Genomic DNA, 26,472 nt, shown 5'->3' with positions numbered 1-26,472 from the left:
AGTTAACGTGTTATTCTTTTATCGATTGACCTCCATCGATAATCAGTTCTTCACCTGTGATGAATCTTGATTCATCTGAAGCTAAGAAGAGAGCTGCATGAGCAACATCGATGGGATTCCCCAAGTATCCTAATGGAATCTGGGACAGAAGGTGGTTCTTCACCTCTTCATTAGATGTAAATTGAGTAATCATCGCTGTTTCGATAAAGCCTGGATGGACCGAATTGACACGGATATGACTTGGTCCGAGATCTCTTGCAGCACCTTTTGTTAAAGTACGCGTCGCACCTTTGGATGCTCCATACGCACCAATGCCACCCAGTCCATTAATGCCGGCAAGGGAAGATATATTTACAATGGAGCCTTGTCCTAGCTTCTTCATTTCTGGAACAACGTGTTTAATGCCCCAAAGGTTTCCGAGCGCATTTACATTCATCACTTTATTCCATTCTTCAATCGTAATATCCTGAAGCTCTAAAGATTTACCCGTAATACCGGCATTATTGATGAGTATATCAACCTTGCCAAATTTTTGAATCGCTGCTTGAACCACATGAATCCAGTCGCTTTCTTCCGCAACATTATGTTTAACTGCGATGGCGACCTCACCATATTCACGGTTAATCTCGTCGACTACCTTCTGCAGTAATTCTTCCTGCATATCCGTAGCAACCACTTTTGCTCCTTCTTGGGCAAATAATCGTGCTTCCACAGCGCCTTGACCACTTGCTGCGCCTGTTATAATGGCGACCTTGTTAGATAATCTTCCCACTATAATCATTCTCCTAACTTTGATAATATTATGTGTTGACTATTATAGTTATTCTTACAATTATCTTGCAGTCCATCCACCATCGGCTTTAATAACATCTCCGTTTACAAAGCTGGAATCATCCGAACCAAGGAATAGGGCTACACGTGCAATCTCAATGGGGTCAGCCAGTTTACCAGAACCTGCATCAGCAAGTGCAGCGGAGCCCAGCGGATGTGGAGCAGTAATTGTGGATTGAATATTTGTTTTTACACCGCCTGGTGCAATGCAGTTCGCTCGGATATTACCACCTTCACGGCCGTAAGTGGCTGCAATATTCTTTGTTAATCCGACCAGACCATGCTTGGAAGCGATATAAGCTGCTCCACCTCTTGTCCCAAACAAGCCGCCGACAGAAGCGTTATTGACGATAACTCCACCGTTTGGCTGATCCTTCATAATGTTAATGGCTGCGCGGCATGCCATAAATGGACCCTTCAGGTTAATATCAAGAAGTCGATCCCACAGCTCGTCGGATACATCACCAACAGGCGTGAAGTTGTCCATAATTCCGGCATTGTTAACGAGAATGTCCAAAGAACCGAATGCTGAAGTCGCTGCGTTGATCATTTTCTCAACATCTTCTTTCTTAGCCACGTTTACCACTTCACCTAATGCTTCCCCGCCGTTTGCTTTAATCTCGGCAACTACTGCATTTACACTATCTTGGTTAATATCTGCAACAATAACTTTGGCGCCTTCTTGTGCATATAAACTTGCAATTGCTTTTCCCATACCAGATCCCGCACCTGTAACGATGGCTACTTTGTCTTGAAGTTTCATTTATATTACTCTCCTTATTAAATCGTTTATGTTCAAATTTTGGACACAACCTATTTTACTGCTGAGATAACGCTTTCTTCAATTGACAACAAACCTGCATTTGTTCGAAGTTAGACATTTGTTTATAATTTGTTCAGAATAATAATCAAATTGTACATAACAAGGAGAAAAATTTGTGAAAGACAATAATGGCGTAATCCGGACCAAAAAGGCGCTCAAGCATGCATTGATATCCTTACTCAATGAGAAGCAGCTTAGAGAGATCACGATTAAGGAGATTGTATCGACTGCGGGTTATACGAGAGGGACTTTCTATGCGCATTATCAATATAAAGAAGATCTGTTAGATGAGATCATTATAGATACGATTGATGGTTTTGTACTGGCTTTTAAAGAGCCTTATGAAGGGAAGAGAGAGCAGTATGACATACGATTCTTGACCTATTCAACAGTTAAGATTTTTAATTATGTGAGCGAGAATAACGAAGCCTTTAGTTTATTTTATAAGAGAGAAAATATGGGTTTTCAAGAGAAGTTGATGGAGGCCATTTCAATTATTTATAATGAAGAATTTGACTTTCTTTTTCCCGGCGTACCTGACCATATCAATCGTGAGATTGTAATTAATCAGAATGCATTTACGCTATTAGGGCTGTTATCCTATTGGATAAAGTCAAATTATAAGTATTCCGCACAATACATGACAGAGCAGACACTTGAAATCGCAAGGCTGAATCATATTAATAAATAGATAGAAATGAAGGGAATACATCGAGTGAATATTGTTGAAGAGATGATTACCAAGGGTGCAAGTATTCGATATGAACTTGGAGTGGAGTCTTTAAAGGATGAGGAATATCGTACAGAGTGTCTTCATCGTGCACATACGATATTGTGTTCGATTTTTAACCCGGAGGATGATGTGACCTTCATACATCGCACATTCCATGATGTAAAGGACAAGCCAACAGATAAGATTCGCTTAAAGCGATTCTTCAGAACGCAAATAAAACAGCTGCGGTCTCACACCACGTCTCACTGGTATGAAGAACCAGATGATCAAATGTATATACGTCAATGGGCTGTGGATGTCAAAATGAAAGATATCCGTATTGCCTATGTCATTGAATGAATCTGCAACTCAGATTTTGCGCGAAAACCAACTCCCGATGGTCAAATTTATCTTTATAATAAGAGAAACGGCATACTGTTTCATATGTATGATGATCGCGGATGTGATGTTTGCAGCTTGGATCAAAATGTCTTGTTACCGCTCTATCACCTGCATCGAAAATGGATCTTGGATTACGACCGATACGACATCGATCAGCTTTTTAATGAAGGACTAACGGGTATTACTGAGACAAAGGAAGAGAGAGAACTTCGACAGAAACTGAATGACCAAAAAGTAACTGACTCCAAAATGGATCTTAATATAGTTAGCGAGCGAGAAAGAAAGCCCACTCCTTTAGGGGTGGGATGAGAGCGCGTTTGGAGCAGGTGTATCTTTTCAGACGTTAAATGTTCCAATATTAACAAAAATAATGTTTCAGTTTTTATCGGTAACTGATACAATGAATACATGAATGATTATAGAAGAACCCACACTACCGTATCGTTAATTAATTATCACTTTGTTTTTTGTCCTCGTTATCGAAGAAATATATTTCTCAATTCAAAAGTAGAAGAAAGATTTAAATCAATTGTTAAAGATGTTTGTGCTCAGTTGGACATACAAATTATCGCCATCGAAACAGATAAAGATCATGCGTATCTTTTTTTGAATGCACTTCCCACATTAAGTCCATCTGACATTATGGCTAGAATCAAAGGAACAACTTCAAAAATATTAAGAGAGGAACATAAGCACTTGTCGCATTTACCTTCGCTTTGGACACGTTCATACTTTGTAAGTACAGCAGGTAATGTTTCGAGTGAAACAATCAAACGATATGTAGAAGAACAAAAAACAAGGGGGTGATTTGCATACAACCCATCACAGTAAAAATCCGCTTTTTTCCGAAAGACATATCCGGTTTAAAGGAACTGAGTAAAGAATATATTCGTACTGTTAATACTTTAACTGAACGAGCCGAGATAGAAGGTTCATTCCCTAAAGTCACAACAAAGAATATTGAAGCTGCTCTCCCCTCAGCGGTGTTGAATCAAGTTATACGTGACGCTAAAAGCGTATTTAGAATAACAAAGAAAAGAAAAAAACGCCCCGTTCTGAAGAAGCCAACCTACTGTATAAATAACCAAAACTATAGCCTAGATCAATCTTCACTTGCTTTTCCGATAATGGTCAACGGAAAAGCGAAGAAAACCATCTTCCCCGCCCTAATAACAGAAAGAGACAAAAAAATTCTCCAAGCAGCCAAATTAGGGCTAATGCGCGTCGTGGAGAAATCAGGGAAATGGTTCGCACAAATCTCCCTGGAAGTGCCAACCCCGTCTCAAAAGCCAACAAAAGAACAATTGATGGGTATTGACTTAGGATTAAAAGTACCGGCCGTTGCAGTAACTAATGAAGGTAAGACAAAGTTCTTTGGAAACGGAAGAGAAAATAAATTTATGAAACGAAAGTTCCGCAAAACAAGAAAGTGCTTAGGAGAAAAGAAAAAACTTAGTGCCCTTCGCAAGTTGCATGATAAAGAACAACGGTGGATGAAAGGTAAAGACCATAAAATTAGTAGGGAAATCGTTAATTTTGCGGTAGATAACCAAGTGTCTATTATTCGATTAGAGCAACTAACTAATATAAGGAAGACGACAAGAACAAGTCGTAAAAACGAGAAGAATTTGCATACATGGTCATTTTATCGCTTGGCTCAATTCATTGAATATAAGGCGAATATGGTAGGAATTAAAGTAGAGTATGTGGACCCAGCGTATACATCACAGAAATGTCCTACTTGCGATTCAAAAAACAAAGTAAAGGATAGAAAATATGCTTGTTCATGTGGTTATAAAACCCATCGAGATAGAGTGGGTGCAATCAATATTATTCACGCACCTGTGATTGGCGGTAACAGCCAATCAGCCTAAGATGCTATACGCACTGTCTTAGGATGGCTGATGGCACAGCCTCATCTTGAGGTCATACTCCGATACCGGAAACGGACTTCGGTTTCATCACTCAAGAATCCCAATGCTTTAGCTGTGGGAGTGTCAAAAGGTAATCAACAAAATTAATGGGAAAGAGCAAGTGGTAACTGAACTAAAAGAGCTGTCTTTTATTCAGACATCCAAAGAACCTATTAGCTTTGAAAAAGTGAACTTTGAAGAGGCCGATGTTTATTTCTTGACCCCACAGTATACAGGCGGACACGGTTTATCTGCTTATTCATTTGTGGTTAATAAGGATAATGGAGAGGCTGCACCTCTTAAGTTTGTTAATCATGGAGTAACAACCGACACTTTAAACTACGCCATGGAAAATTTTCCATTCAATAAGAATGGAGCTTTAATCGTCACTCCAGGAACGTCGGCTGGTACATCCGAAGCTAAGGCGGAGACAGTTCAATATAGATTGGATGTGGTCAACCAGTATTTTATTGCAGACTAGAAAAGGGTTGTTGGAAGGATATGACTTGTCATAAATGTAAGCGTTATATTATCCTGGTTTAGAGCGGTTATGAATAGGTGTATACCGAGTTCATGTAGATGATTTTTTGTGAGAGGGGATTGTTATAATATGATTTATCGCGAATTAGGAAATACCGGCATGAAGATCAGTGAAGTAAGCTTTGGAACTTGGGCAATTGGAGGCTCCTGGGGAAAGACAAGTGATACGGAAGCGTTAAGATCTCTGGAATATGCAATGGAACAAGGGGTGAATTTCTTCGATACAGCTGATGTATACGGAGATGGTCACAGCGAACAGTTATTAGCTAAGGCAACAAAGGGCAAAGAAGATCAAATATATATTGCGACCAAATTCTGCCGCCAAGGAGATATTGCAGATCCAGCAAATTACAGCTATGAGCAAGTATCTGCGTATTGTGAAGATAGTCTGCGCAGGCTAGACAGAGAGGCGATCGATTTATTTCAAATTCACTGCCCGGCAACAGAAATCCTGAAGGATGGACATGTATTTGAAGTGCTCGATCGTCTTAAGGAACAAGGGAAGATCCGGCACTATGGCGTAAGTGTGGAATCGGTAGAAGAAGGGCTCATATGCTTGAAGTATCCAAACATGAAGAGTCTGCAAATTATATTTAACATGTTCCGGCAGAAGCCATTAGAACAACTGATTCCTGAAGCTTATCAGAACGGCGTCGGACTTCTCGTCAGGCTGCCTCTCGCCAGTGGACTGCTGACAGGTAAGTTTACTGCAGACTATACGTTTGAAGCGGATGATCACCGCCGATTCAATGAGAACGGAGAAGCCTTTAATGTAGGGGAGACCTTTGCTGGACTTGGATTCAAGAAAGGGGTGGAGCTTGCAGATCAGTTACGGTGGATTGGAGAAGGCCGTCCATCCATGGCTAGTGCTGCTCTGCGCTGGATTCTGGATCATAAGGAGATCACTTCTATTATCCCTGGATTTAAAAATGTCCAGCAGGTGAAGGATAATCTCACGGCACGGGAGACCCAGTCATTTTCAGAAGAAGAGCATCAAAAAATACAGCAGTTTTACCAGGAGAACGTCGTTGATTACATTCGAGGACCATACTAATAAATGAAGTGCCTCATAAGTATGCTATCCGATTGGATATAAAGGGATGGTTCAATGAACAGTAAGGCTTCAAATCCTGCCAATGCCGAAATCGTTGGAAGTAAGATTCTTATTATCGGCATTGTCGCGAGTGGCAAGACTACCTTGGCCCAAAACTTAGCCAAGCAACTCGGTATACCTTGGTATGAGCTCGACTCTATAGTCCATCACCTGACTCCTGCAGGCAGATCTAAACGCACGGCAGCAGAACAAATGGAAGTGATCCGGGAAATTGACGCGAAAGGAACATGGATATTTGAAGGAACCGACCGAGATTCCTATCAAAGTCTATATGCGATCGCGGACAAGATTATATTCCTGGATCCTTCCCTATGGAAGCGAAAAATTCGGATCATGACGCGATTTGTTAAACAAAAGCTTGGAATCGAACGATGTCACTACAAGCCGGATTTGTCGATGCTCAGAAGGATGTACAAATGGACGAGCGAGTTCGAACAGAACCGGGAGCATTTTGAGGCAAAGCTCCAGCGATACGATGAGAAAGTAATCCGGTTAAAAGATAGGAAGGACATCCTTCTCATCCTTCGCTAGCCTTCTTAAATTGGCCTCATGTATGATACAATCAGGACATTGTTGTTGAAATCATTAGAGGAGATGAACTTAAGTGCAAATATTGATTGTACTTGGAAGTATACTGATGGTTATAGCCGTGGCTCTGGGTGCATTTGGTGCGCACCTACTTAAGAGTAAATTCGAAGAGGGGAAACAGAAAGTATACGAAACCGGTGTCCAGTATCATCTAATTCATGCGTTAGCGATCATCATAGTGGGAATTCTGGCGGGTCAGTATCCGGAAGCAGGACTGCTCATAACAGCAGGGTGGTTGATGGCGGTTGGAATTCTGTTGTTTTCCGGAAGCTTATACATACTCAGTCTGAAAAAGATCCGAATTCTCGGTCCCATTACACCACTGGGCGGGCTTTCCTTTATCGTCGCCTGGATCCTTGTTGCTATTGGCGTAATGTAGAGAATGAAGAAGTTGCAATAAGATATCATATATCATCAATTAGGAAAGTACCTATTTTATTAGTGTACTTTCCTTTTTTTGTTCGAAGATTCAAGCGCCTAATATTTATGCGCTGATGTTGAATCGACACCGTTATTTTTTAAACCGGCTGCATAAAACGGACCATTAATGGTAATTGTGGATAGGATTTGAGCCATTTGTTCAGGAGATTCTTCTCCTTCACTATTCAGCCATTGCTGGATCACTCCAATGTGGGCAGAGGCGATGTATGAAGCTAAATAGGGAGCTGGAACAAGTAGATTCTCTTCTTTGATTAGAGGGTGTGAACTGTTTCCGAATATTTTGTTCCACATAAACTGCTTCAGTGTGGTTTGGAAGGTCAGATCTCCTTTTGGACTTAAAACAGCTCTCATAAACCGCTTGTTTCTATGCAAACATTTAAAAATGGAAACAGCGATCGTAAGAGGCAATTGTGGAGTGGTCTTCATTTCGGTAACGATATCCGGGAATTTCTCTTCCGCCAAATATCCCAATTCATGCATAAGCTCTTCCTGACATTTTCTCATTAAGTCAAACTTATCCTGATAATGAGCATAGAAGGTTCCTCGGTTGATTCTTGCCTTTGTGGTTATATCTTTTACAGTAATGGCTTCAAAGCCTTTATCCTCCATTAACTCAATTAATGCTTCTCGAATAGATTCTTTTGTACGAATAACACGCAGATCCATGTTCTGATTACTCAAGTTCCTTCCTCCTACCCAACACTTTTTTATCATGTGTACTTTAACCGACGCATCTTCTAATTCTGATTATTGGATTCAGATCATTCTCCAGCTATAATAAGCTCCAGATAAACAACATGTTGTTTATCTGGAGCTATATTATACGGAAAGTGAGAGGATTTCAATCCTATGTTCAAGAACAAACTTCTTATCATGGCACCAGTCATTGCGTTGGTTGTTGTGTTTATTTTTTCACTGACATTATTTCCGACGGTTCAGCCACAAGCCAAAAATTTACCTATTGCCATTGTTAATGAGGACGAAGGAGTGGAGGTTCCAGGTCAACCTCAGATGAATATGGGGCAAACCATCGTTGACAATGTTCAGAAATCGACAAGTACAGAAGAGGATTCTCCAGTTCAATGGATAGAAGTAACGGATGCAGACGCGGTTCAGCAGGGATTAGATCAGCAGCAATATTATGCAGCCTTAGTCATTCCTCAGGACTTTAGTGCCAAACAAGTATCTTTACAGTCACCCGAGCCTTCATCTCCTGAGGTGCAGATCTATATTAATCAAGGAATGCATATGGCGGCATCCACGGCAGCGAGTCAAATATTGAGTGGAATCATTGACAACATGAACGTAAATGTTCGCAATCAAATACTTGAAGGGTTTGAAGCACAAGGTCAGACATTGACACCAGAACAGGCATCACTACTAGCAATGCCAATTGTCAAGAATGTGATCAATGTAAATGAAGTTGGTCAAAACAGCGCGAATGGTAATGCTCCTGTATCTCTCTTTCAGCCCTTGTGGATAGGAAGTTTAGCTACGGCTGCCATTATTTTTATGGCTTCTAGCAAAATGCTGCTGCGTACGAAGAAAGAAAGTCTCATGCTAAAAATCGGACAGATCTTAATTGGAGTTGTTGCAGCGCTGGTGATTGGGTTCGGTCTAACTTGGATTGTTGATGGTATGGTTGGATTAAATATTCCAGATTTCTATGATACCGCCATATTTTTATCCATTACTGCCCTAAGTTACTTGTTAATGATATTGGCTGTCATGTCTTTAGTCGGGTTTAAGGGAATTGCCATATTTGCCTTATTACTGTTCTTCGGGGCACCTTTATTGTCACTCGCACCTGAAATGCTGTCTCCGTTCTATCACGATTACATTTACTCCTGGCTGCCGATGCGCTTTATGGTAGAAGGACTTCGACCAATACTATTCTTTGGTCAAGGGCTCAGCTGGAATTCTGATCTATCGGTCCTTGTGTGGATTGGAATCGTAAGCATGCTAGTGATACTTGCTACAGCAGTAAGAGCAGTGAAAGTACAAAAAGATCACGAACATCAAACCGCAGAGGCCGCAAATTGATTTCACAAGAACAGGTGAACCAGGATTCGTACTGGTTCACCTGTTCCACTGTTAAATTGCCCGATTTTATTAAGAAATACCGACTGAAATTCGAATGATGAAGTTGTTATGATCCTTTTCGGTAACATAGTTTAACAGATCCTCCTCATATACCTGTCCCGTTATCCTCCTGTTTTGACTCGTTATAAACTCTTTTAACCTCGAATATGTCGTATTCATGGTTTCATAAGACCCAACATGATCCATAACGGCATATAAGCCTTTCGGTTTAATGATGGTCTTCTCTCCTGGAATCGGCTCCTGGATCTTGTTCGCAACATAATTCGGATAATAGTTCCCTGATATAAATGTCTCTCTCTGCATAATGGTCCAGGCTGAAAATGAATGAATAATATAATGATCTTCACAATATTTACGATGCTCGCTTAATTTTAAGGCGAAGTCTATATCACTATTTTCCTCTATACTAGTGGCAATATAATATTCTTCCTCACAATACTCTTCAACCGGTATGTTTCTAAGTCCCTTTTTCGCTTTTTCCGTCATATGCAGAGCATCTTCCAACAAATTTTCCATTTGCAGCATCCTTTGGAGCTCGATCTTGAGATCCTTCTGTTTTTGCTGTATAAGATGAACGAACTGATCTGTACTTTGATTGTGCAAGAATGTCTTGATCTCCTTCAGAGAACTCCCTGTCTTCTTTAATACATCAATAATATCAAGGGTATAGCATTGCAGAATGGAGTAATAACGGTACCCGTTCGTATGAACGTATTCAGGCTTCAACAGTCCAATTTCATCATAGTGAAACAAGGTATGCTTGGTGACGCCGCAGATTTTAGCAATCTCACTAGTGGTAAAATATTTATTCTGAATTTTTGACAACGGGGCAACTCCTTTGGATTTACAATTATTCATCTCTAATTATAAAGATCAGCAGGGCACTTGACTATAGGGTTACCCGATAGTTTATGGTTTAGTATAGTGTGATGATTTCACAACTTAGAAGAGAAGGTAGTTAGAGGTGGAGTATGAATTCTTTAATGAAAAACAGAGTATTTCTTATCGTGCTGTCAGCGGATCTGCTACAGCAGATGGGGATATGGATTCGCAATATGGCACTACTTTTTTACATCATGGACCAAACGAACAATAATCCGACCGCGGTTTCACTGCTAACTGCCTTAGAGTACTTACCGATCTTCATTTTCTCCCTGATTGGTGGTACCTTTGCAGATCGCTGGAATCCCAAGAAAACAGTAATATTAGGCGACACGTTAAGTGCTTTATCCATGTTAGCCATCCTATATCTGGTTTCCATCGGGGTATGGCAGGCGGTATTTGCAGCTACCGTTGTCTCGGCGATTGTCAGTCAGTTCTCACAGCCTTCATCTGCCGTATTATTTAAAAAGCACATTCCGAATGAATTGGTGGGTACAGCTGTTGGATTTAATCAGAGTCTTATGGCTATGTTCACCATTTTCGGACCGATGCTTGGAACGTTTGTGTATACGCAGCTGGGAATTACGTCTTCCATTACTGCATTGATTATTATCTTTACAATAGCGGCCATTATTCAACTATTCCTGCCGTCATCGAGCCGAACCGAACGAGTGAGTAAGACCTCACCGCTAAAAGATATCAAAGAAGGTTTTGCGTATGTAATGAGCAACACAAATTTGAAGCTCATTGCAATTATGTTCCTCATATCGGGTCTTGGGTGGGGGATAACGCAGCCGCTGGATGTGTTCGTAACCATGGAGCGCTTGGGACTGCCTAAAGAGAACGTCCAGTGGTTTGCAGCATCGGAAGGTGTGGGCATGCTGGTCGGGGGAGCCATCGCAGCTGTATTAGCAGCGAAAATCAGCCGTCACCGCAGAGTCATTATATCCGTCACAATGGCTATATGGGCTTTCATTACCGTGGTTGAAGTCCTCTCTGTATGGCCGCTGGTTACAGCAAGCGCGAGAATACTCTCCGGTGTGGCGACCGCTTTCTTTCAGGTCACCTTCAGTGCGATGATGATCCAAGAAATCAAGGAAGAGTATATTGGAAGAACGAATGGCATTATGATTCCGCTCATGATGGGAGGTATGCTGCTCGGAAGTGCATCCTCTGGATTTATTGTGAATCATTTAGATCTTATGGGTACCTACTTCCTGGCCGCCGGAATCACCTTATCCTGTGTCATTTTTACACTTCGCTTAAAGACCAATCCGATGAAGGATGATGTTGTGAGTAATGTATGACCCAAAAAAGCGCGGGAACGATCCCGCGCTTTTTTGCATTTTTGAGGAGCTTCCACGGTCTCAGCACTCTTTGTGAAACTTTGCTGTACCTTCCAAGATCGTTTTCAAATATTGCTCAGACCGGTTCAATTGATTCTTAAGGTCATTGATTTCTTTGACCTTTTGCTTAACGAGCTTAAGCTTGTCCTCATATGATAGGTTAATCTCGTCATTAACTAGCAGGCTCAGCTCTTCTATAGAAAAATCCGCAGATAGCAGTGCCTTCACATCGTTCAGATACTCCACAATTTCCTCTGAATATACACGGTAATTATGTATATCTCTATACATATAGCTGCCCGGAATCAGCTGCTTGCGCTCATAAAATCTTAAGGTAGATATCGGCAGACCCGTTAATTTCGAAACCTCATTTATTCTCATAATGATCCCTCTTTAACTTCTTGCTATAAACCTAGGTTCATAGCTCATAATGTGATCATGATAACGAACGGCATATCAAATGTCAAAAAAATCTAACGTTATCACGAAGGAGAGAGTCATATGTTCAACTATATTCAAAGTAATGATTTCACGGATATCGTGAAGGGACGTCGTTCAGTTCGCAATTATGATGAGCATTATAAAATTCCGAGAGAAGAGATTACTGAAATAATATCTGAAGCCAGCCTGGCTCCTTCCTCAGCTAATATGCAGCCATGGCGAGTCGTCGTCGTGGACACTCTGGAAGGGAAGAATAAGCTTACACCCTTAGTTCGATTTAATACACTTCAGAATAGTACCTCTTCAGCGATGCTATTAATTTTTGGAGACACATCAAGTTATTTATATGCAGAAGAAATATACAACACAGCAGTAGAACAAGGATTAATGCCTGCGGATGTGCGAGATCGGCAGCTTGAAACCATATCGTCGATTTTTCCAACACTGACAAAAGAAATGAAAGTGGAAATTGCGAAAATAGACAGCAGCCTCTTTGCCATGCAGCTTATGTTAGTCGCCCGCGCACATGGATATGATACCAATCCAATGGCAGGCTTTGAAGCAGATCGGTTAGCCCGAGAGTTTGAATTAGATGAGGAGCGTTATGTTCCGGTCATGATCATCTCCATGGGTAAGGCCAAAGAGGAGGGATATGAATCCATTCGATTAGATGCCGAGAAGATTACATTTTGGGCATAACCTCTGATATGCAAAATAAGGCTGCTGATGATTCAGCAGCCTTATTCCCGGGTGCAGGATTGTTGAGTGACAACATAGAATTACAACATTTGACAATTGATTTCTTCGAGAGGTGGCAACCCCTGTGGTTAGAATGATGAACAAACGAGAATTTATTGAGATGACCGTTAGAGAGGAACGCTCTGTTGTCATTAGAGTCAAAGATCATAATGAACTTGTCCGTGGCGTTTCCAAACATATGAATGATCACTGCTTGTTCATAGATACAGAAGAAGGGAACTCTCTGCAGTATGAAATGGATGATATCATTGAAGTCTTTGCGATCCAATCACTGACTCCTTCTCAAATGTCGGTACAATCTCATCTTGCCCAGTCTACCGATAGTGATGATGAACTAGAAATTCTGGTGCAGGAGTTCAATGGTTTAACTGAAGATCATCAGCATCGACTAGCGACCAGATTATCTCAAATATTTAATAAGGATGTGATTATTTCAACCTCGGAGCTGGAAACCTACAGTCCTGCAGAGATTCACATGCTTACGGACATCATAAATGGATATATCCTTACTGTAAGAACACCAGATCTATTCCCTAAATCAATACATTCGATGAATTTACCATCCAAGATAGAGTTTGGACATCGCCCACCCATGGAAGAGGAATAAGTTAATGGCCAGACTCCACAAAACTTTGAATGCGTGCTTTAATGTCATCACGGACAGATCTGAAACTCGCTCATGATATCCTCTTTCGTTCCTGTCGCTTTTGCCGGATCCTCAAATCCCCAATGCCATTTGATAACCTCTGGATTGGATATTACCGGACAATGCTCATCTGCGTGACCGCATAACGTTATGACATAATCAGCACGGTTAAGGATAGCTGGATCAATCACATCCGAAGAGTGACTAGTGATGTCAATTCCTGCTTCATTCATCACTTGCACAGCTCTAGGATTAAGACCGTGAGCTTCTAATCCGGCGCTTTTCACTTCATACTTGTCACCGCCAAGCTCCTTCAAGAATCCATCGGCCATTTGGCTGCGACAAGAATTTCCTGTACATAAAAAGTATACGAGTTTTTTCTCCATGTTCATTCTCCTTTGGTAATCTTCATTTGTATATTTGCAATCAATAAATTAGGGTCAGCCATAGGTAGAGGCCGAATAAGGTAATTAAGAGTACCGGCAAGGTAAGTACAATTCCAACCTTGAAATAATATCCCCATGTTTTTTGACGTTCTTCCTAGCCAGCACATGCAGCCATAAGAGGGTAGCGAGCGAACCGATAGGCGTAATTTTTGGGCCGAGATCCGAACCAATGACATTGGCATAGATGAGAGCTTCTCTTAATACACCTTGTGTGTTGGTTGCTTGAATCGCTAGAGCATCAATCATGACCGTTGGCATGTTATTCATTACGGAAGAGAGCAAGGCGGCTACAAAACCAGCACCGATCGTGGCTGTAAGTAGTCCTTGATCCGCAAGCCATTGGAAGAGGTGGGCAAGCTCATCCGTCAAACCTACATTACGGAGACCATATACAACCACGTACATGCCGATCGAGAATAACACAATCGACCATGGCGCTCCTTGAATGACCGATTGAACGTTGACTACCGGACTGTATCTAGCTCGTACAATAAATACAATTGCAGCAACTCCAGCCATGATGGATACAGGGACATTGATAAATTCACTCAGCAGGTAAGCAGCGAGCAGCAGCGCAAGAATGATCCAAGATAACTTAAACATACGCGGATCTTTAATGGCTTCTCTTGGATGCTTAAGCTGTTGCAGATCTACCGTTTTGGGAATGCTCTTTCGAAATAGCAGGAATAATACGAGCAAGCTGCTGCCAATGGAGAACAATGTCGGTACGATCATTCTGCTAGCATACTCGACAAAACCAATGCCGAAGAAATCCGCCGAAACGATATTTACTAAGTTACTGACGATTAGAGGAAGGGATGCAGTATCTGAAATAAATCCGCTGGCCATGATGAAAGGTAAGATCATTCGATCATTGAACTTCAAGGCTCTAACCATAGCTAACACAATCGGAGTTAAGATAAGGGCTGCTCCATCATTGGCAAAAAATGCAGCAACCGCAGCTCCAAGCAAGATCACATAGATAAACAACACTCTTCCATTTCCATTGGAGAAGCGGGCCATATGAAGGGCAGCCCATTCAAAGAACCCGATCTCATCCAGAACTAGGGAGATCAGTATAATGGCCACGAAGGCAAGCGTCGCATTCCAGACGATGCCGGTCACATCCCAAACATCCTGCAGACTCACAATGCCGCACATCAGTGCTAAGACCGCACCACCCATGGCAGAATAACCGATGTTTAATCCTTTAGGCTGCCATATTACAAAAACAAGAGTAACCAGAAATATAAGGCTTGCTGTCAATAACATCATTTCCTCCTTAGCTACCGGCAACAATCAGGATCCAGCTGATCGATTTGCTCCTTCATTGAAGGCATCTCATCCAATATCCCCTGTAGGTAAGGCTTTTCATCCATATTGAGTGAATAATAAACCCATTGCTTCCTTTTGGTCTCCGTTACAAGTCCTCCGTTCTTCAGCTTTCTTAGGTGCTGACTTACATTGGGCTGTGTCGTTTGCAGAAGATCGACCAGATCACACACACATAATTCTTTTTCCTTGAGAAGTGCCAAGATCGTTAACCTAGTTCCATCAGAGAGCAATTTCAAAGTGTTGGCTATCGCTTCTATGTCTTGAGACAAATGTATTCCACCTCACGATCAATTTCATCTTGTATTCGTCATGACTTTGTTAATTATACATAGGATTGAATATAAGTAAACAGTTATATAATCAAATGATTATGTTAAATTTAATAAATCAAGATTTTTTGATGAATTATTGACATCTGTATTTCTCAAGTGATAAAGTGTGTGTATAAATCAAGTTATTTTGATATAAGATATAAGATATAAAATAAGAGATAAGGAGGTGGGGGATTGGATATTAAGTTTCCCGAAACCAACGAGCACCCAATTGATTTTTCTACATATGAAGCCAAGTTCAAAGCATTGGCGGATCAGAAAAGGCTGAAGATTATGTATGTACTTACACAGAGAGGTAATACCTGTGTATGTGATCTAACCGAGATCTTTGATATGCAGCAATCCAAGCTGTCATACCATTTAAAGATACTATTAGATGCGGGGCTGATTAAGCGTGAAACCAAGGGAACCTGGAGCTATTATGAATTAAATAGTACGGAAGTAAACAATCTTTTATCACCGGAACTGTGCTGCATATTCCGAAATGTAGAGGAACAAAGAGGCGATTGCTGTTGAATCGCTTTTACTTTTCATTAATTAATCAAAAAAAATTGATTTAACTTGAATAAGGAGGGTTTTAACATGAGTAATTGTTGTAATAGCTTAAAAATTAATACGGTAGTAGCTAAGAATTCACCTATGGAGTATGTTAATAAGAACAGCGAGCTTCCTGTGGCTATTATTGGAGCGGGACCGATTGGTCTAGCTGCTGCAGCACATCTGGTTTCAAAAAACCAGCCTTTTATTTTATTTGAGTCAGCTCAACAAGTCGGGGGAAATGTAACAACATGGAGTCATGTTCGTTTATTTTCGCCTTGGAAGTACAACATAGATAAAGCAGCGAAGCAATTATTAGATGTAAGCGGCTGGACCGAGCCAGGTGAAGAAGAGCTTCCTACTGGAGCACAGCTGTTAGAACAGTATCTTATTCCTTTGTCCGATCTACCAGAAATAAAGCCTTACATTCATCTAAACACTATAGTCACTGCCGTGAGCCGAAAAGGGTTAAGTAAAATAAAAACGGCAGGGCGTGATAATTTCCCTTTTGTCCTACATATCCAAGAAAATGATACTCGTAAGGTGGTCGAAGCTAGAGCCGTAATCGATGCTTCAGGAACATGGGGGTCACCTAATCCCGCAGTATCCGAAGGAAACTGGACAGATAGCGAGCTGAATATACAACACAAGATGTTCTACGGTATTCCAGATATATTCAATGTTCACCGTAATCGATATGCGGGTAAACATGTGCTCGTTGTGGGTAGTGGTCATTCAGCCATTAATGCACTCTTAGATCTGCAAAGTCTGCAAGAGTTGGAGCCCTCAACCCGAATTACTTGGATTCTGAGAAAAGATAATGTAAGTGAAGTATATGGAGGTCAAGAAAATGATGGTTTGGCTGCACGGGGAGCTTTGGGAACTCAATTGCAGCAGTTTGTAGCTTCCGGGAAAATAGAAGTATTTTCTTCATTTCAAATTGAAAGATTCCAATACTCTGCAGATCAAATATCGATATCTGGAGTGCGACATGGACAGGAGAGCAGGGTGAACTCCGTCGATGAGATCATCATCAGTACGGGCTCTCGTCCAGACCTGAGTTTTCTAAGAGAAATAAGATTGGACATGGATAGTTCTATAGAAAGTGTTCGTGCGTTAGCTCCACTCATTGATCCCAATATACACAGCTGCGGAACAGTTAGACCTCATGGTGAACGAGCGCTGCGCCAACCAGAATCTAATTTTTACATTGTAGGAGCTAAGAGTTATGGCAGAGCCCCAACCTTTCTAATGACAACAGGTTATGAACAGGTAAGATCCATTACCGCTGCACTCGTAGGAGATTACGAGGCAGCAGAAAAAGTTGAATTAGTCCTACCTGAAACAGGAGTATGTAGAAATTCTTAATGGACTTACGTATATTACATGTAAGAAATGCAAAGCTGACTAAGAGAGAAGAAGTTTAGAATGAAGAGAGATCATTAACCTTGGTCTCTTCAATGTTTCATTAAAATATTTAAAATATCCTCTACGTTATAAACGTCGTTATTCACTTTCCATTCATCAGCCTCCTTTAGCAAATAGATGGTACCTTCGAGATCTAGTGATTCTTCTGCTAATGAGACCGTCCCTGTATAATTCAGTTCAATCTGTGTATCTGCTGCGTTTCTTTCGGTAAATTCAAGGTCGGTCAATCGGACCTCACTTTCTTTCAGCTCTGCTAATTGAGAGCCACGGATAAATACTCGGGAACGAACTGATCTTTCATAGAACACTTCCGTTGTTAGAGGCTCCATTGCCTCATATTTTTCGGATATGACTTGCTCCGTAACCTCATTAATTTGTGGGCTTTCCAATTCAGCAAGCTTATATTTCTCTGCCACTTCAGCTGCGCTCGGAACATTCGAATTAGCGCATGCGGAGATGAATAACATTGTGAGTAGTGCAGTGAGCATTACTATACTGGATTTTTTCATGAATTGGCTCCTCTCTGGATCGGTTAAAAGTATATTACCATATTTAGGATAATCGATAAATGTACATATCTCGTGCTAACTCCTGCTGTTTGATATACTAAATAGAGCAAAAAGTATACAAGGAGATGGGATTAATGCGGGGGAAGCTGACTACATACCAGATTGAGAACAGGAACATTTATATCTATACACCACCGTCTTATGATGACAACAATGCGGATTTGTTTCCCGCTGTAATTGTCCAGGATGGCAGCTATTTGTTTGTAGATTCGATGGAGGAATTAGAGGCAGATTTTGCAAGCGGTGCTACGCAAGAGGTACTCTTTATTGGGATTGAGCCAAGCAGACGCGATTGCGAATATACCCCATGGGAGGCAGAGCCTCTGCAGGAAGGTGAGGTCTTCGCAGGAGAAGGGGATCAGTACTTGGACTTTGTGACAGAGAGAGTACTTCCTTACGCGAGGGAACGGTATCGAATTACAGAGGATGCATCCCAGATTGGAATTACGGGAGGATCACTCGGGGCGTTGATATCGCTGTACGCTGCTTTTCAAGAGCCGGACTACTTTGGACGATTCATTATGATGTCAGCTTCGCTTTGGTATGATAGGTTTGTTGCGTTTGTAGAGAGCAGTACCTTGACTCAGAATGATGTGCGCATGTATATGTATGTTGGTGAGACGGAGGGGGTAGGGCGGGATAATCTGCAGCAGTACATGGTCCCGAATACGAAGAAGGTCTATCACATCTTACAAGATAAAGTTCCTAGTGGAACGGATCATATTATGCTGGAGACCGATCCAGAAGGTATTCACAGTCACCAATATTTCAATAAGTATTTCCCGAGTGGAATGAGATTTGCATACCCGGGTCCCAATGCGGATTAGCGAGCGTTGTATACATTAAAATAGGATTAGGGAAAATGATAAGATGAATAAATTTAGATTAGGAGCGTGTAGACGATGGTTGGAGTAGAACTGGATATGGTCGTAACCGACAGTTTAAAAGCACTGGAGATGTACAAGGGTATATTCGATATTGAGCTTGTGGAAGCTTCTAAGCTTCCTCGAGGTGAAAATGAGGTGGTGTTTACTCTATATGGCGTCCGGTTTCATCTGTTGGATGAGAACCCGCAATTTCATCTCATTGCACCAACTCCTGAGCATCCTCAAACCAGCTGGGTAAATGTCACCGTCCCTAATATTGAAGAGACTTATACCAAGGCGATGGAATTAGGCTGTACAGAAATTCAGCCGGTAACGGAGCTGCCTGACTATGGAATAGCGAATGCTATTTTTACAGATCCTTTTGGTTATGTATGGATGCTGCATCAGGTATATAAAGAGGTTAGTCATGAAGAACGAATTAGGCTGTGGGAGGAAAAAAAGGGAGAACTAACTTCTGATTAAGCGCATTACTTGATGTTAACTGCCATATACGGTTTTTAAAATAAAATAGTCGTACAAGCCTCCTTCTGCGAATAGGATATATCGATGTATTGTTGCTATCTAAGGAGGAGGCATATGTTAACAAGTGCTTATATTGCCTATATGCTGCTTGGTTTGTCGCTCGCCGCTCCCATTGGCCCTCTGAATGCAGCTCAATTAAATATTGGGATTCGGCGGGGATTCTTTCACTCCTGGGTATTCGGACTCGGGGCTGTGCTGGCAGACGTGGTCTACATGCTGCTCGTGTATTTGGGTGTGGTTCATTTTCTGGATACTCCATTTGTTCAGACATTTCTATGGTTATTCGGCTTCTTTGTATTAGTCTATACCGGAGTGGAAAGTCTGCTGAGCAGCGGTCAAATCAAGGAGTCGGAAGCATCAGAGAGGGAGCCGCTGGGCAGATCATTTCGATCTGGATTTTGGATGTCCTTGTTTAATCCGATGTCCATTTTGTTTTGGCTCGGCATATTTGGCTCCGTACTCGCACAGGAAACAGCGGCCAAGAGCACTTCGCAGATTGTACTGCTCAGCCTGGCCATTGTCGCTGGGATCCTTGTGTGGGATGTTACAGTTGCTGCAACATCGAGTTTTTTTCGCAAAGTGCTGAGTGCTCCTCTGCTAAGAGGGATATCTATCATATCAGGACTATTTTTAATCGGCTTTGGTGTACATTTTGGTGTGCAAGCCGTCAAGGTTTTATTCTTCTAGCATTTTTAGAGTGTGTTTAATTCTGATCTATCGGTTTAATTACAAATTAGAAAATTGTAAAAAACCTTTTAGATTAGGAGTGATATGATGTTCCGTCATCAGAAAGAATTGCAGTTTGAAGTTAAGGTTGATCGTCCAGATCCGATGCTGGCACGTCAGGTTCAAGAAGTACTTGGTGGTCAGTTTGGAGAAATGACGGTCATGATGCAGTATTTATTCCAGGGCTTTAATTGCCGTGGTGAAGAGAAGTACAAGGATATGCTGATGGACATCGGTACCGAAGAAATTGGACATGTTGAAATGCTCTGTGCATTGATCAGTCAGTTGCTTGATGGTTCTTCTCCAGAGGCACAGGATGAGGCGGCAAAAGATCCAGTGACCGCAGCGATTATGGGCGGGGTGAACCCGCAGCATTTGCTCGTTAGTGGTCTTGGTGGACTACCAAGTAATTCAAATGGTGTACCTTGGAATGGGTCTTACATTGTAGCCAGCGGCAATTTGCTCGCAGATATGCGTTCTAACCTCCATGCAGAAAGCCAAGGCAGACTTCAAGTGGCGAGACTATACCATATGACAACGGATGAAGGGGTTCGTGCAACGTTCCGAAAGATGCTGGCACGTGATCGCTATCACCAATATCAATGGATGGCAGCCATTCAAGAGCTGGAGGAGAAAAACGGAGTTGTCGTTCCAGCTACCTTCCCTCCGGAAGCAGAATTGGAATCACAGCCAGAAGCTTATGAATTCTGGAATCTGTCTGAAGGCAATGAATCCTCCGAAGGACTGTGGGCTACGGGCAGCGCTCCTGACGGAACAGGTAACTTTGTCTATGTAGCAGAACCGGTAGCTAAAGGCCAAGTATATAAACCTGCTGTTCCACCAGAATCCATTCATCATGATCTGGATCCACAAAACTAACTTTAATCTGATAATTAACGAATTAACAAGCCTTACAGTTGCATGCATCCTTGCAATTGTAAGGTTTTTTTGTTAATCAACTTACTGAAGAATGGATACAAAACGACATTTACATCATGAGTATGTTAAATATGCTAGTTCATGGCAGGATCGTGTGATCATGTGAAGAATTAAATCTTGTTGGGGTCTAAGATCTAGTTAGACATCATCAATCTATTTAACATTCTATCATTAGGAGGCGGATATGTTTCAAAAACTAGGATATGATCGTACTGTTCCCTTGCAATTCAACTACAAGAAGGTCTGTGGATTATGGCTGGCCATCATCGGCTCTGTCATCATCGCATCGACAATATTTGGCGGTTCCTTTTATTTAAATCCTTTCATCTTTATGATCGGTTATTTCATCGGTTTCTATATTTCGTTTTTTAATGCGAGAGTTCAGCACAGATTAGCTGAGGGTCCCAGCACCCCTTTTCAGGATCGAATGGGAAATATCGGTGTTATCTCTTTATTCGTGCTGATGTTCTTGATCGCAGGGCCTTTTTTCCCTAGCTTGGATTGGCGGATGATCTGGCTGGGCACGCTTCTGGCAACAGGTATTCATTTCTTCCTGTTTTATTATGTCCACGGGAAGTCGATGCTTGTCATCGGTTCGATGGGCACCGTGATTGCAATAGCGGGGATGGTTCTCGAATCGATACCCTTTTTCTACTTTGGAATAGCAGATGGCCTCGCCAAGCTAGGAGTAGGACTATATCTATTATTCTATTCCAAGCCAAGCCGTCAGAGCAGGGCACATCAGCTTTCAGCATAACAAAAGTAGCAGCATCTAGGATTATAGTATTGGAGACATAAGTAGTTTCCTTCAAGCAGAAGTACATAGACAGATTAGCCGTCGTCTATTCGTTCCTGAACAGAATCGTTCTACCCTTGATATGATATAATCATGGCAAAGTTCTAGACGAGGAGATGTGAACGGATTGTCTGGCGTTATTAACAAAGTAGTGCAAATCTTGGACCTGTTACTTCCTCAGGGTACCGAAAAAGAGATGAGTGTAACGGAGATCAGTAAAGCGTTGAATATGCCGATACAGAGTGCACATCGATTACTCTCCTCTCTTACTGAGCATGGTTTTGTGTCGCAAAATGAGAAAACGAAACGGTATAAACTGGGCCTGTCTCTGATGAAGTATGGCTTTCTCATGTGGGATAGTTTGATGCTGCGCACGATTGCAAGACCGTTCATGGAGGAGCTATCGAAGCGTACTAAGGAAACCGTATACTTATCCGTTCGTGAGAATGCGGAAGGGATCTACATTGATTCAGTGGACTCACCGCAAGTTCTGAAAATATCGGAACCAATAGGGCTGCGCTTGCCATTATTTATTGGAGCATCGAATAGAGTGATATTAGCCTTCCTAAAGCCTGAACTGCAGAAGTCACTGCTGGATTCGTTTGATTGGGATGACGTCCCTTCGTTGAAGCCGCTGTCCCGAGCCTATATTGATCAGGAGCTTACAGCAATTAAACAGCAAGGATATGCAATGACGACGAATGAGGCAACAGAAGGGACCACAGGAATTGGAGTCCCGATCTTTTCCTACGAGAATACAGTTATCGGGTCTTTGAATGTGGCAGGTCCTTCGATTCGTTTCAGTGAAGAGAGTATTGGTAAATATTCAAGTATGGCTCGAAAATATGCAGCCCTCATATCTAACGAGCTTGGGTATCGCGGACGTAACCTTCAATGATCTCCAGGTGAATTGACATCCTATGAAGGATAACCTTTTCTTAAATTGTAGCAGACCCCTGTCATTTAATGACGAGGGTCTTTTTCTGTTTTATTTATCTCATTATTCGGGATAGACATAAACAATACTCAATATTTCTCAATATTATCTCACTATGTGGGATAATGGCGTTGATATCCTCCCTATTTGAGATACTATAGAATTATTCATATCATTCGAGGTGAGCCTATTGAACATCATTGTTTTCCGTCATTTTTCATTTGATGATCCATCCGTAATCGTGTCGTGGTCCAAACAAGCTGGGCATGATCTGATCGTACATGACCCTGCCAACGGGATACCGCCGGAATGGCTTCACTCGTTAGACCTGCTCGTTATTCAAGGGGGACCCATGAGTATCTACCAGGAAACGGAATACCCTTGGCTTATTCAAGAGAAGCACTTTGTAAGAGATGTCATTGAAGCGGGGAAGAAGGTGCTTGGGATATGTTTGGGAGCACAGATGATCGCAGAAATCTTGGGAGGAACGGTATCTCCGATTGGAGCAAATAAGGAGATTGGATGGCATCAAATCTACAGAAATAAGGAACGTCATCCTTGGCTGGCTCAGCTTCCGGAACATTTTATTTCTTTTTCATGGCATGGTGATACCTTCTCAATGCCTGAAGGTGCCAGACATCTGATGTACTCGGAAGCTTGCGGTCAGCAAGCATTTGCCTATGGTGATCATGTCTTGGCCTTGCAGTTTCACTTAGAGTCAACACCCGATTGCATCGAGGAAATGCTGTCCAGATGGTCACATGAACTGATCGATTTATCATTTATTCAGCAGGATGCAGGAATTCGCGAAGGGATGAATCATAGTGAACCTGCGAACAGGCTGCTGAAGGGAATATTGGATCAAATTGCGTTGAGCATATCAGAAAGCGCAGACGAAAGCGTGCTTTCATCATAATGACGAAGAAGTCGATTTATGGAGAGGCCTCTTAACCTATGAAAAGTGTAGGTTTGGAGGCTTTTTTTGACCCTAAGATAGCAATCATGAGAATCGAGAGTACAACGTATGATATGTAGAGGATAACGTTTAGTGAAGGAGAGCGCTATATCTTATGGACCCACTTTCGAATAATCACTATTCAACGAACGATAAATTAACAGACCATACTTATCAGCAAGCGAATCTAAAAATAACAGGGATGTCGTGTGCCGCATGCTCAGCTCGAATCGAAAAAGGCCTCAGCAAGCTTCCCGGAGTGAAGCGAGTAAATGTGAACCTTACTTTAGAATCAGGACAGGTTGAGTTCGTATCAGGAGCACTACAAGCTTCAGATCTTATCCATCAGATCAGGCAATTTGGATATGAGGCGTACATTCAAACAACAGATGAAGAATCTCTTGTACTGAGAGAACGGGAACTACAACGAAAAAAATGGAAGTGGATCTTGTCAGCGATACTCTCTTTTCCCTTATTGTGGTCCATGGTTTCCCATTTTTCGTTCACCTCTGGAATAGGTGTCCCTGACGTGTTATTCATTCCTATTGTTCAATGGTTATTGGCAACGCCGGTACAGTTCTATTTTGGCGCGACTTTCTATAAAGGTGCGTGTAAAGCGTTGAAAAACCGAAGTGCCAATATGGATGTACTGGTCGCCCTTGGGACAAGCTCGGCTTATTTTTATAGTGTGTATCTTATTTTGATGACCAGTACCGGGGGGGTGCTGGGTCATATTCACCAGGCGGTAGATGGGGCCGGACAAGCTCCACTCCAGCTTTATTTTGAAACAAGTGCAGTGCTGATTACGTTAATTTTGTTCGGCAAATGGCTGGAGGCTCTGGCTAGAGGAAGAGCTGTAAGGTCCATCCGCAGTTTGATGCAGTTAGCTCCGCAAACGGCAAGAGTCGTTCGAAATGGCAAGATTATTGAAATCCCCTCTGAACATGTCCATACCAATGATCTTGTTCTTGTAAAGCCAGGCGAGAAGATTCCTGTGGATGGAATCGTGGAAGAGGGAGCTTCCTCGGTAGATGAATCCATGTTAACCGGAGAGAGTCTGCCAGTGGACAAGAAGCTTGGCGACACTGTTGCTGGAGCAACACTTAACATCAATGGTCGTCTCGTTATACGTGCGACACAAGTAGGAGCTGACAGCGCCTTGGCAAGGATCATTCACATTGTCGAGCAGGCTCAGGGATCAAAGGCTCCCATCCAGCGTGTTGCAGATACCTTATCAGGAATATTCGTGCCTGTCGTTATTAGTCTGGCTGCGATTACATTTTTATTTTCATTATTATTTGAGAGCACAGGCAGCTTGAGTACTGCTCTGGAAAAAGCAATTGCTGTATTGGTCATCGCCTGTCCATGCGCACTGGGTCTAGCGACTCCGACATCCATCATGGCTGGTTCGGGTCGTGCAGCTGAATTCGGTATCCTGTTTAAAGGTGGGGAGCACCTTGAGAATGCAGGTTATATTCAGACCGTGATATTAGATAAAACCGGAACCGTCACTCACGGGAAACCGATGTTGACCGATGTAATTACTTCGCAGGACTGGTCCTCGAACGAAATGTTGAAACGAGTAGGAATTGCGGAGCTCAGCTCGGAGCATCCCATTGCTCAAGCCATAACGGAAGGGATAGAAGACAGGGGCATTAAAATTCTGCTTAAACCAGAGCGGTTTGAGAATATGCCGGGGTACGGCGTTCGCGCCCGCGGTTACAGCCAGGACATTCTTGTGGGAACGCGGCGGCTGCTTACGGATGCGAAGGTACGGATTCCTGCTGAAGCAGGGGTTCAAATGTCTGAGCTTGAAGGTCAAGGGAAAACGGTGCTGCTCGTGGCAATCAATAATCAATGGGCAGGAATGGTCGCTGTCGCTGATACCGTGAAAGAAACCTCTGCACAGGCCGTCAGCCGTCTTCAAGCAATGGGGATTGAAGTGGTATTAATGACGGGAGACAATGAGCGTACGGCTCTGGCTGTTGCGAGTCAGGTAGGAATCTCCAAAGTCACTGCAAATGTCCTCCCCGAGGAGAAAGCGGCAGAAGTAAAGAGACTGCAGCAATTGGGACATCAGGTAGCTATGGTAGGAGACGGGATTAATGATGGGCCTGCACTTGCTGTCTCTGATGTAGGCATATCTGTAGGCACTAGTACGGGAATAGCCGCAGAAGCAGCAGAAGTTATATTGATGCGCGGAGATCTGAATCAAGTTGCTGACGCGATCCAATTAAGTAAAAGCACGATGCGTAATATCAAGCAAAATCTATTTTGGGCGCTTGCCTATAATGTAGTGGGCATTCCCATTGCTGCTATGGGTCTCTTAGCACCGTGGCTGGCTGGTGCAGCGATGGCGTTCAGCTCTGTTTCGGTTGTGCTGAATTCCCTGCGTCTCCAGAAATTGAAGCTGTGAAAATGCTGCTGCCTCATTTGAACAAAAGTTGCTGCTCTTTCATTTTAAATAGAAGAAAAAGATATATCGAAGTGCAATTATGGAATAACAAGCCTATATAGAAGAC

At 42.3% G+C, this 26,472-nt stretch carries 28 protein-coding genes and 3 pseudogenes; 22 read left to right on the top strand and 9 right to left on the bottom strand.

The features are described 5' to 3' along the window. Positions 1–10: 10 nt before the first annotated feature. Both PUW25_RS13840 and PUW25_RS13835 read right to left on the bottom strand, forming a co-directional pair. Positions 11–772 carry an SDR family NAD(P)-dependent oxidoreductase gene (locus tag PUW25_RS13840; RefSeq protein WP_274337210.1) on the bottom strand — a complete coding sequence of 254 codons (762 nt, stop codon included), beginning with the start codon at positions 770–772 and terminating at the stop codon, positions 11–13. A gap of 60 nt (positions 773–832) precedes the next feature. Next, positions 833–1,594: a glucose 1-dehydrogenase gene (locus PUW25_RS13835; protein WP_047910270.1), complete on the bottom strand. Its 762-nt coding sequence runs from the start codon at positions 1,592–1,594 to the stop codon at positions 833–835. 175 nt (positions 1,595–1,769) lie between these two features. Here PUW25_RS13835 and PUW25_RS13830 point away from each other — a divergent pair, with 175 nt between their 5' ends. The 8 genes and pseudogenes from PUW25_RS13830 to PUW25_RS13795 all read left to right on the top strand — a co-directional run bounded on the left by PUW25_RS13830 (position 1,770) and on the right by PUW25_RS13795 (position 7,302). Then, positions 1,770–2,345, top strand: coding sequence for a TetR/AcrR family transcriptional regulator (locus PUW25_RS13830; RefSeq protein WP_274337209.1), 576 nt, complete (start codon positions 1,770–1,772; stop codon positions 2,343–2,345). Positions 2,346–2,351: 6 nt separating this feature from the next. Continuing rightward, positions 2,352–3,077, top strand: a pseudogene (locus PUW25_RS27525) (DUF3885 domain-containing protein). A 99-nt stretch (positions 3,078–3,176) separates the two neighbouring features. Next, positions 3,177–3,575 carry an IS200/IS605 family transposase gene (gene tnpA / locus PUW25_RS13820; protein ID WP_205054219.1) on the top strand — a complete coding sequence of 133 codons (399 nt, stop codon included), beginning with the start codon at positions 3,177–3,179 and terminating at the stop codon, positions 3,573–3,575. A gap of 5 nt (positions 3,576–3,580) precedes the next feature. Continuing rightward, positions 3,581–4,642: an RNA-guided endonuclease InsQ/TnpB family protein gene (locus PUW25_RS13815; RefSeq protein WP_274338301.1), complete on the top strand. Its 1,062-nt coding sequence runs from the start codon at positions 3,581–3,583 to the stop codon at positions 4,640–4,642. A gap of 160 nt (positions 4,643–4,802) precedes the next feature. Further along, on the top strand, positions 4,803–5,162 hold the full coding sequence (locus tag PUW25_RS13810) for a hypothetical protein (RefSeq protein ID WP_274337207.1): 360 nt from the start codon (positions 4,803–4,805) through the stop codon (positions 5,160–5,162). 129 nt (positions 5,163–5,291) lie between these two features. Then, positions 5,292–6,275 carry an aldo/keto reductase gene (locus PUW25_RS13805; protein ID WP_047910266.1) on the top strand — a complete coding sequence of 328 codons (984 nt, stop codon included), beginning with the start codon at positions 5,292–5,294 and terminating at the stop codon, positions 6,273–6,275. Positions 6,276–6,329: 54 nt separating this feature from the next. Further along, positions 6,330–6,866 carry a P-loop NTPase family protein gene (locus PUW25_RS13800; protein WP_274337206.1) on the top strand — a complete coding sequence of 179 codons (537 nt, stop codon included), beginning with the start codon at positions 6,330–6,332 and terminating at the stop codon, positions 6,864–6,866. A 73-nt stretch (positions 6,867–6,939) separates the two neighbouring features. Then, positions 6,940–7,302: a DUF423 domain-containing protein gene (locus PUW25_RS13795; protein ID WP_152557636.1), complete on the top strand. Its 363-nt coding sequence runs from the start codon at positions 6,940–6,942 to the stop codon at positions 7,300–7,302. 98 nt (positions 7,303–7,400) lie between these two features. Here the strand turns inward: PUW25_RS13795 and PUW25_RS13790 are convergent, their stop codons facing one another. Then, positions 7,401–8,078, bottom strand: coding sequence for a TetR/AcrR family transcriptional regulator (locus PUW25_RS13790; RefSeq protein WP_420799952.1), 678 nt, complete (start codon positions 8,076–8,078; stop codon positions 7,401–7,403). A gap of 135 nt (positions 8,079–8,213) precedes the next feature. Between PUW25_RS13790 and PUW25_RS13785 the strand changes: the two genes are divergently transcribed. After that, positions 8,214–9,407 carry a YhgE/Pip domain-containing protein gene (locus tag PUW25_RS13785; RefSeq protein ID WP_274337204.1) on the top strand — a complete coding sequence of 398 codons (1,194 nt, stop codon included), beginning with the start codon at positions 8,214–8,216 and terminating at the stop codon, positions 9,405–9,407. 69 nt (positions 9,408–9,476) lie between these two features. Here PUW25_RS13785 and PUW25_RS13780 read toward each other — a convergent pair whose 3' ends face one another. Further along, positions 9,477–10,292: a MerR family transcriptional regulator gene (locus PUW25_RS13780; RefSeq protein ID WP_274337203.1), complete on the bottom strand. Its 816-nt coding sequence runs from the start codon at positions 10,290–10,292 to the stop codon at positions 9,477–9,479. A gap of 158 nt (positions 10,293–10,450) precedes the next feature. Between PUW25_RS13780 and PUW25_RS13775 the strand changes: the two genes are divergently transcribed. Next, a complete protein-coding gene (locus PUW25_RS13775; protein ID WP_338000031.1) occupies positions 10,451–11,656 on the top strand; it encodes an MFS transporter in 1,206 nt (401 codons plus the stop codon). Between the two features lie 60 nt (positions 11,657–11,716). On the opposite strand, the gene PUW25_RS13770 is transcribed toward PUW25_RS13775, so the two are convergent. Then, a complete protein-coding gene (locus PUW25_RS13770) occupies positions 11,717–12,076 on the bottom strand; it encodes a MerR family transcriptional regulator (protein ID WP_047911964.1) in 360 nt (119 codons plus the stop codon). A gap of 120 nt (positions 12,077–12,196) precedes the next feature. On the opposite strand from PUW25_RS13770, the gene PUW25_RS13765 reads away from it, so the two are divergent. Continuing rightward, positions 12,197–12,835 carry a nitroreductase family protein gene (locus PUW25_RS13765; RefSeq protein WP_047911963.1) on the top strand — a complete coding sequence of 213 codons (639 nt, stop codon included), beginning with the start codon at positions 12,197–12,199 and terminating at the stop codon, positions 12,833–12,835. A gap of 124 nt (positions 12,836–12,959) precedes the next feature. Then, a complete protein-coding gene (locus PUW25_RS13760; protein WP_152557727.1) occupies positions 12,960–13,502 on the top strand; it encodes a hypothetical protein in 543 nt (180 codons plus the stop codon). Position 13,503: 1 nt separating this feature from the next. Here the strand turns inward: PUW25_RS13760 and arsC are convergent. The 3 genes and pseudogenes from arsC to PUW25_RS13745 all read right to left on the bottom strand — a co-directional run bounded on the left by arsC (position 13,504) and on the right by PUW25_RS13745 (position 15,591). After that, a pseudogene (arsC, locus tag PUW25_RS13755) lies at positions 13,504–13,927 on the bottom strand (arsenate reductase (thioredoxin)). Positions 13,928–13,967: 40 nt separating this feature from the next. Beyond that, positions 13,968–15,259 (bottom strand): annotated as a pseudogene (locus PUW25_RS13750) (arsenic transporter). 14 nt (positions 15,260–15,273) lie between these two features. Then, positions 15,274–15,591 carry an ArsR/SmtB family transcription factor gene (locus PUW25_RS13745; RefSeq protein ID WP_047911960.1) on the bottom strand — a complete coding sequence of 106 codons (318 nt, stop codon included), beginning with the start codon at positions 15,589–15,591 and terminating at the stop codon, positions 15,274–15,276. A gap of 243 nt (positions 15,592–15,834) precedes the next feature. Between PUW25_RS13745 and PUW25_RS13740 the strand changes: the two genes are divergently transcribed. Together PUW25_RS13740 and PUW25_RS13735 are read left to right on the top strand one after the other, a co-directional pair. Beyond that, positions 15,835–16,170, top strand: coding sequence for an ArsR/SmtB family transcription factor (locus PUW25_RS13740; protein WP_370510355.1), 336 nt, complete (start codon positions 15,835–15,837; stop codon positions 16,168–16,170). A 66-nt stretch (positions 16,171–16,236) separates the two neighbouring features. Beyond that, positions 16,237–17,559 (top strand): NAD(P)-binding domain-containing protein, encoded by a 1,323-nt coding sequence (locus tag PUW25_RS13735; protein ID WP_081872474.1) that lies wholly within the window; start codon positions 16,237–16,239, stop codon positions 17,557–17,559. Positions 17,560–17,648: 89 nt separating this feature from the next. Here the strand turns inward: PUW25_RS13735 and PUW25_RS13730 are convergent, their stop codons facing one another. Then, positions 17,649–18,128, bottom strand: coding sequence for a hypothetical protein (locus PUW25_RS13730; RefSeq protein WP_047911959.1), 480 nt, complete (start codon positions 18,126–18,128; stop codon positions 17,649–17,651). Between the two features lie 134 nt (positions 18,129–18,262). On the opposite strand from PUW25_RS13730, the gene PUW25_RS13725 reads away from it, so the two are divergent. From PUW25_RS13725 to PUW25_RS13690, 8 genes are all read left to right on the top strand, one after another. After that, on the top strand, positions 18,263–19,015 hold the full coding sequence (locus PUW25_RS13725; protein WP_047911958.1) for an alpha/beta hydrolase: 753 nt from the start codon (positions 18,263–18,265) through the stop codon (positions 19,013–19,015). 75 nt (positions 19,016–19,090) lie between these two features. Next, positions 19,091–19,537: a VOC family protein gene (locus PUW25_RS13720; RefSeq protein ID WP_047911957.1), complete on the top strand. Its 447-nt coding sequence runs from the start codon at positions 19,091–19,093 to the stop codon at positions 19,535–19,537. A gap of 114 nt (positions 19,538–19,651) precedes the next feature. Then, complete coding sequence (locus tag PUW25_RS13715; RefSeq protein WP_047911956.1) at positions 19,652–20,284, top strand: LysE family translocator; 633 nt, start codon at positions 19,652–19,654, stop codon at positions 20,282–20,284. Positions 20,285–20,371: 87 nt separating this feature from the next. Then, positions 20,372–21,202 (top strand): manganese catalase, encoded by an 831-nt coding sequence (locus tag PUW25_RS13710; protein ID WP_047911955.1) that lies wholly within the window; start codon positions 20,372–20,374, stop codon positions 21,200–21,202. 244 nt (positions 21,203–21,446) lie between these two features. Then, positions 21,447–22,019, top strand: coding sequence for a DUF6609 family protein (locus PUW25_RS13705; RefSeq protein ID WP_274337202.1), 573 nt, complete (start codon positions 21,447–21,449; stop codon positions 22,017–22,019). 157 nt (positions 22,020–22,176) lie between these two features. Further along, positions 22,177–22,956: an IclR family transcriptional regulator gene (locus PUW25_RS13700; protein WP_238546376.1), complete on the top strand. Its 780-nt coding sequence runs from the start codon at positions 22,177–22,179 to the stop codon at positions 22,954–22,956. Positions 22,957–23,176: 220 nt separating this feature from the next. Next, complete coding sequence (locus PUW25_RS13695) at positions 23,177–23,911, top strand: type 1 glutamine amidotransferase (RefSeq protein WP_238546375.1); 735 nt, start codon at positions 23,177–23,179, stop codon at positions 23,909–23,911. A gap of 154 nt (positions 23,912–24,065) precedes the next feature. Beyond that, entirely contained in the window at positions 24,066–26,366 is a 2,301-nt protein-coding gene (locus PUW25_RS13690) for a heavy metal translocating P-type ATPase (RefSeq protein ID WP_047911951.1), read from the top strand. Positions 26,367–26,472: the final 106 nt, after the last annotated feature.

Source organism: Paenibacillus urinalis, assembly GCF_028747985.1.
GTDB classification, from domain to species: Bacteria; Bacillota; Bacilli; order Paenibacillales; family Paenibacillaceae; genus Paenibacillus; species Paenibacillus urinalis.
The sequence above is the reverse complement of the archived record's forward strand: the minus strand, read 5'-3'. Positions and strand labels throughout refer to the sequence as shown.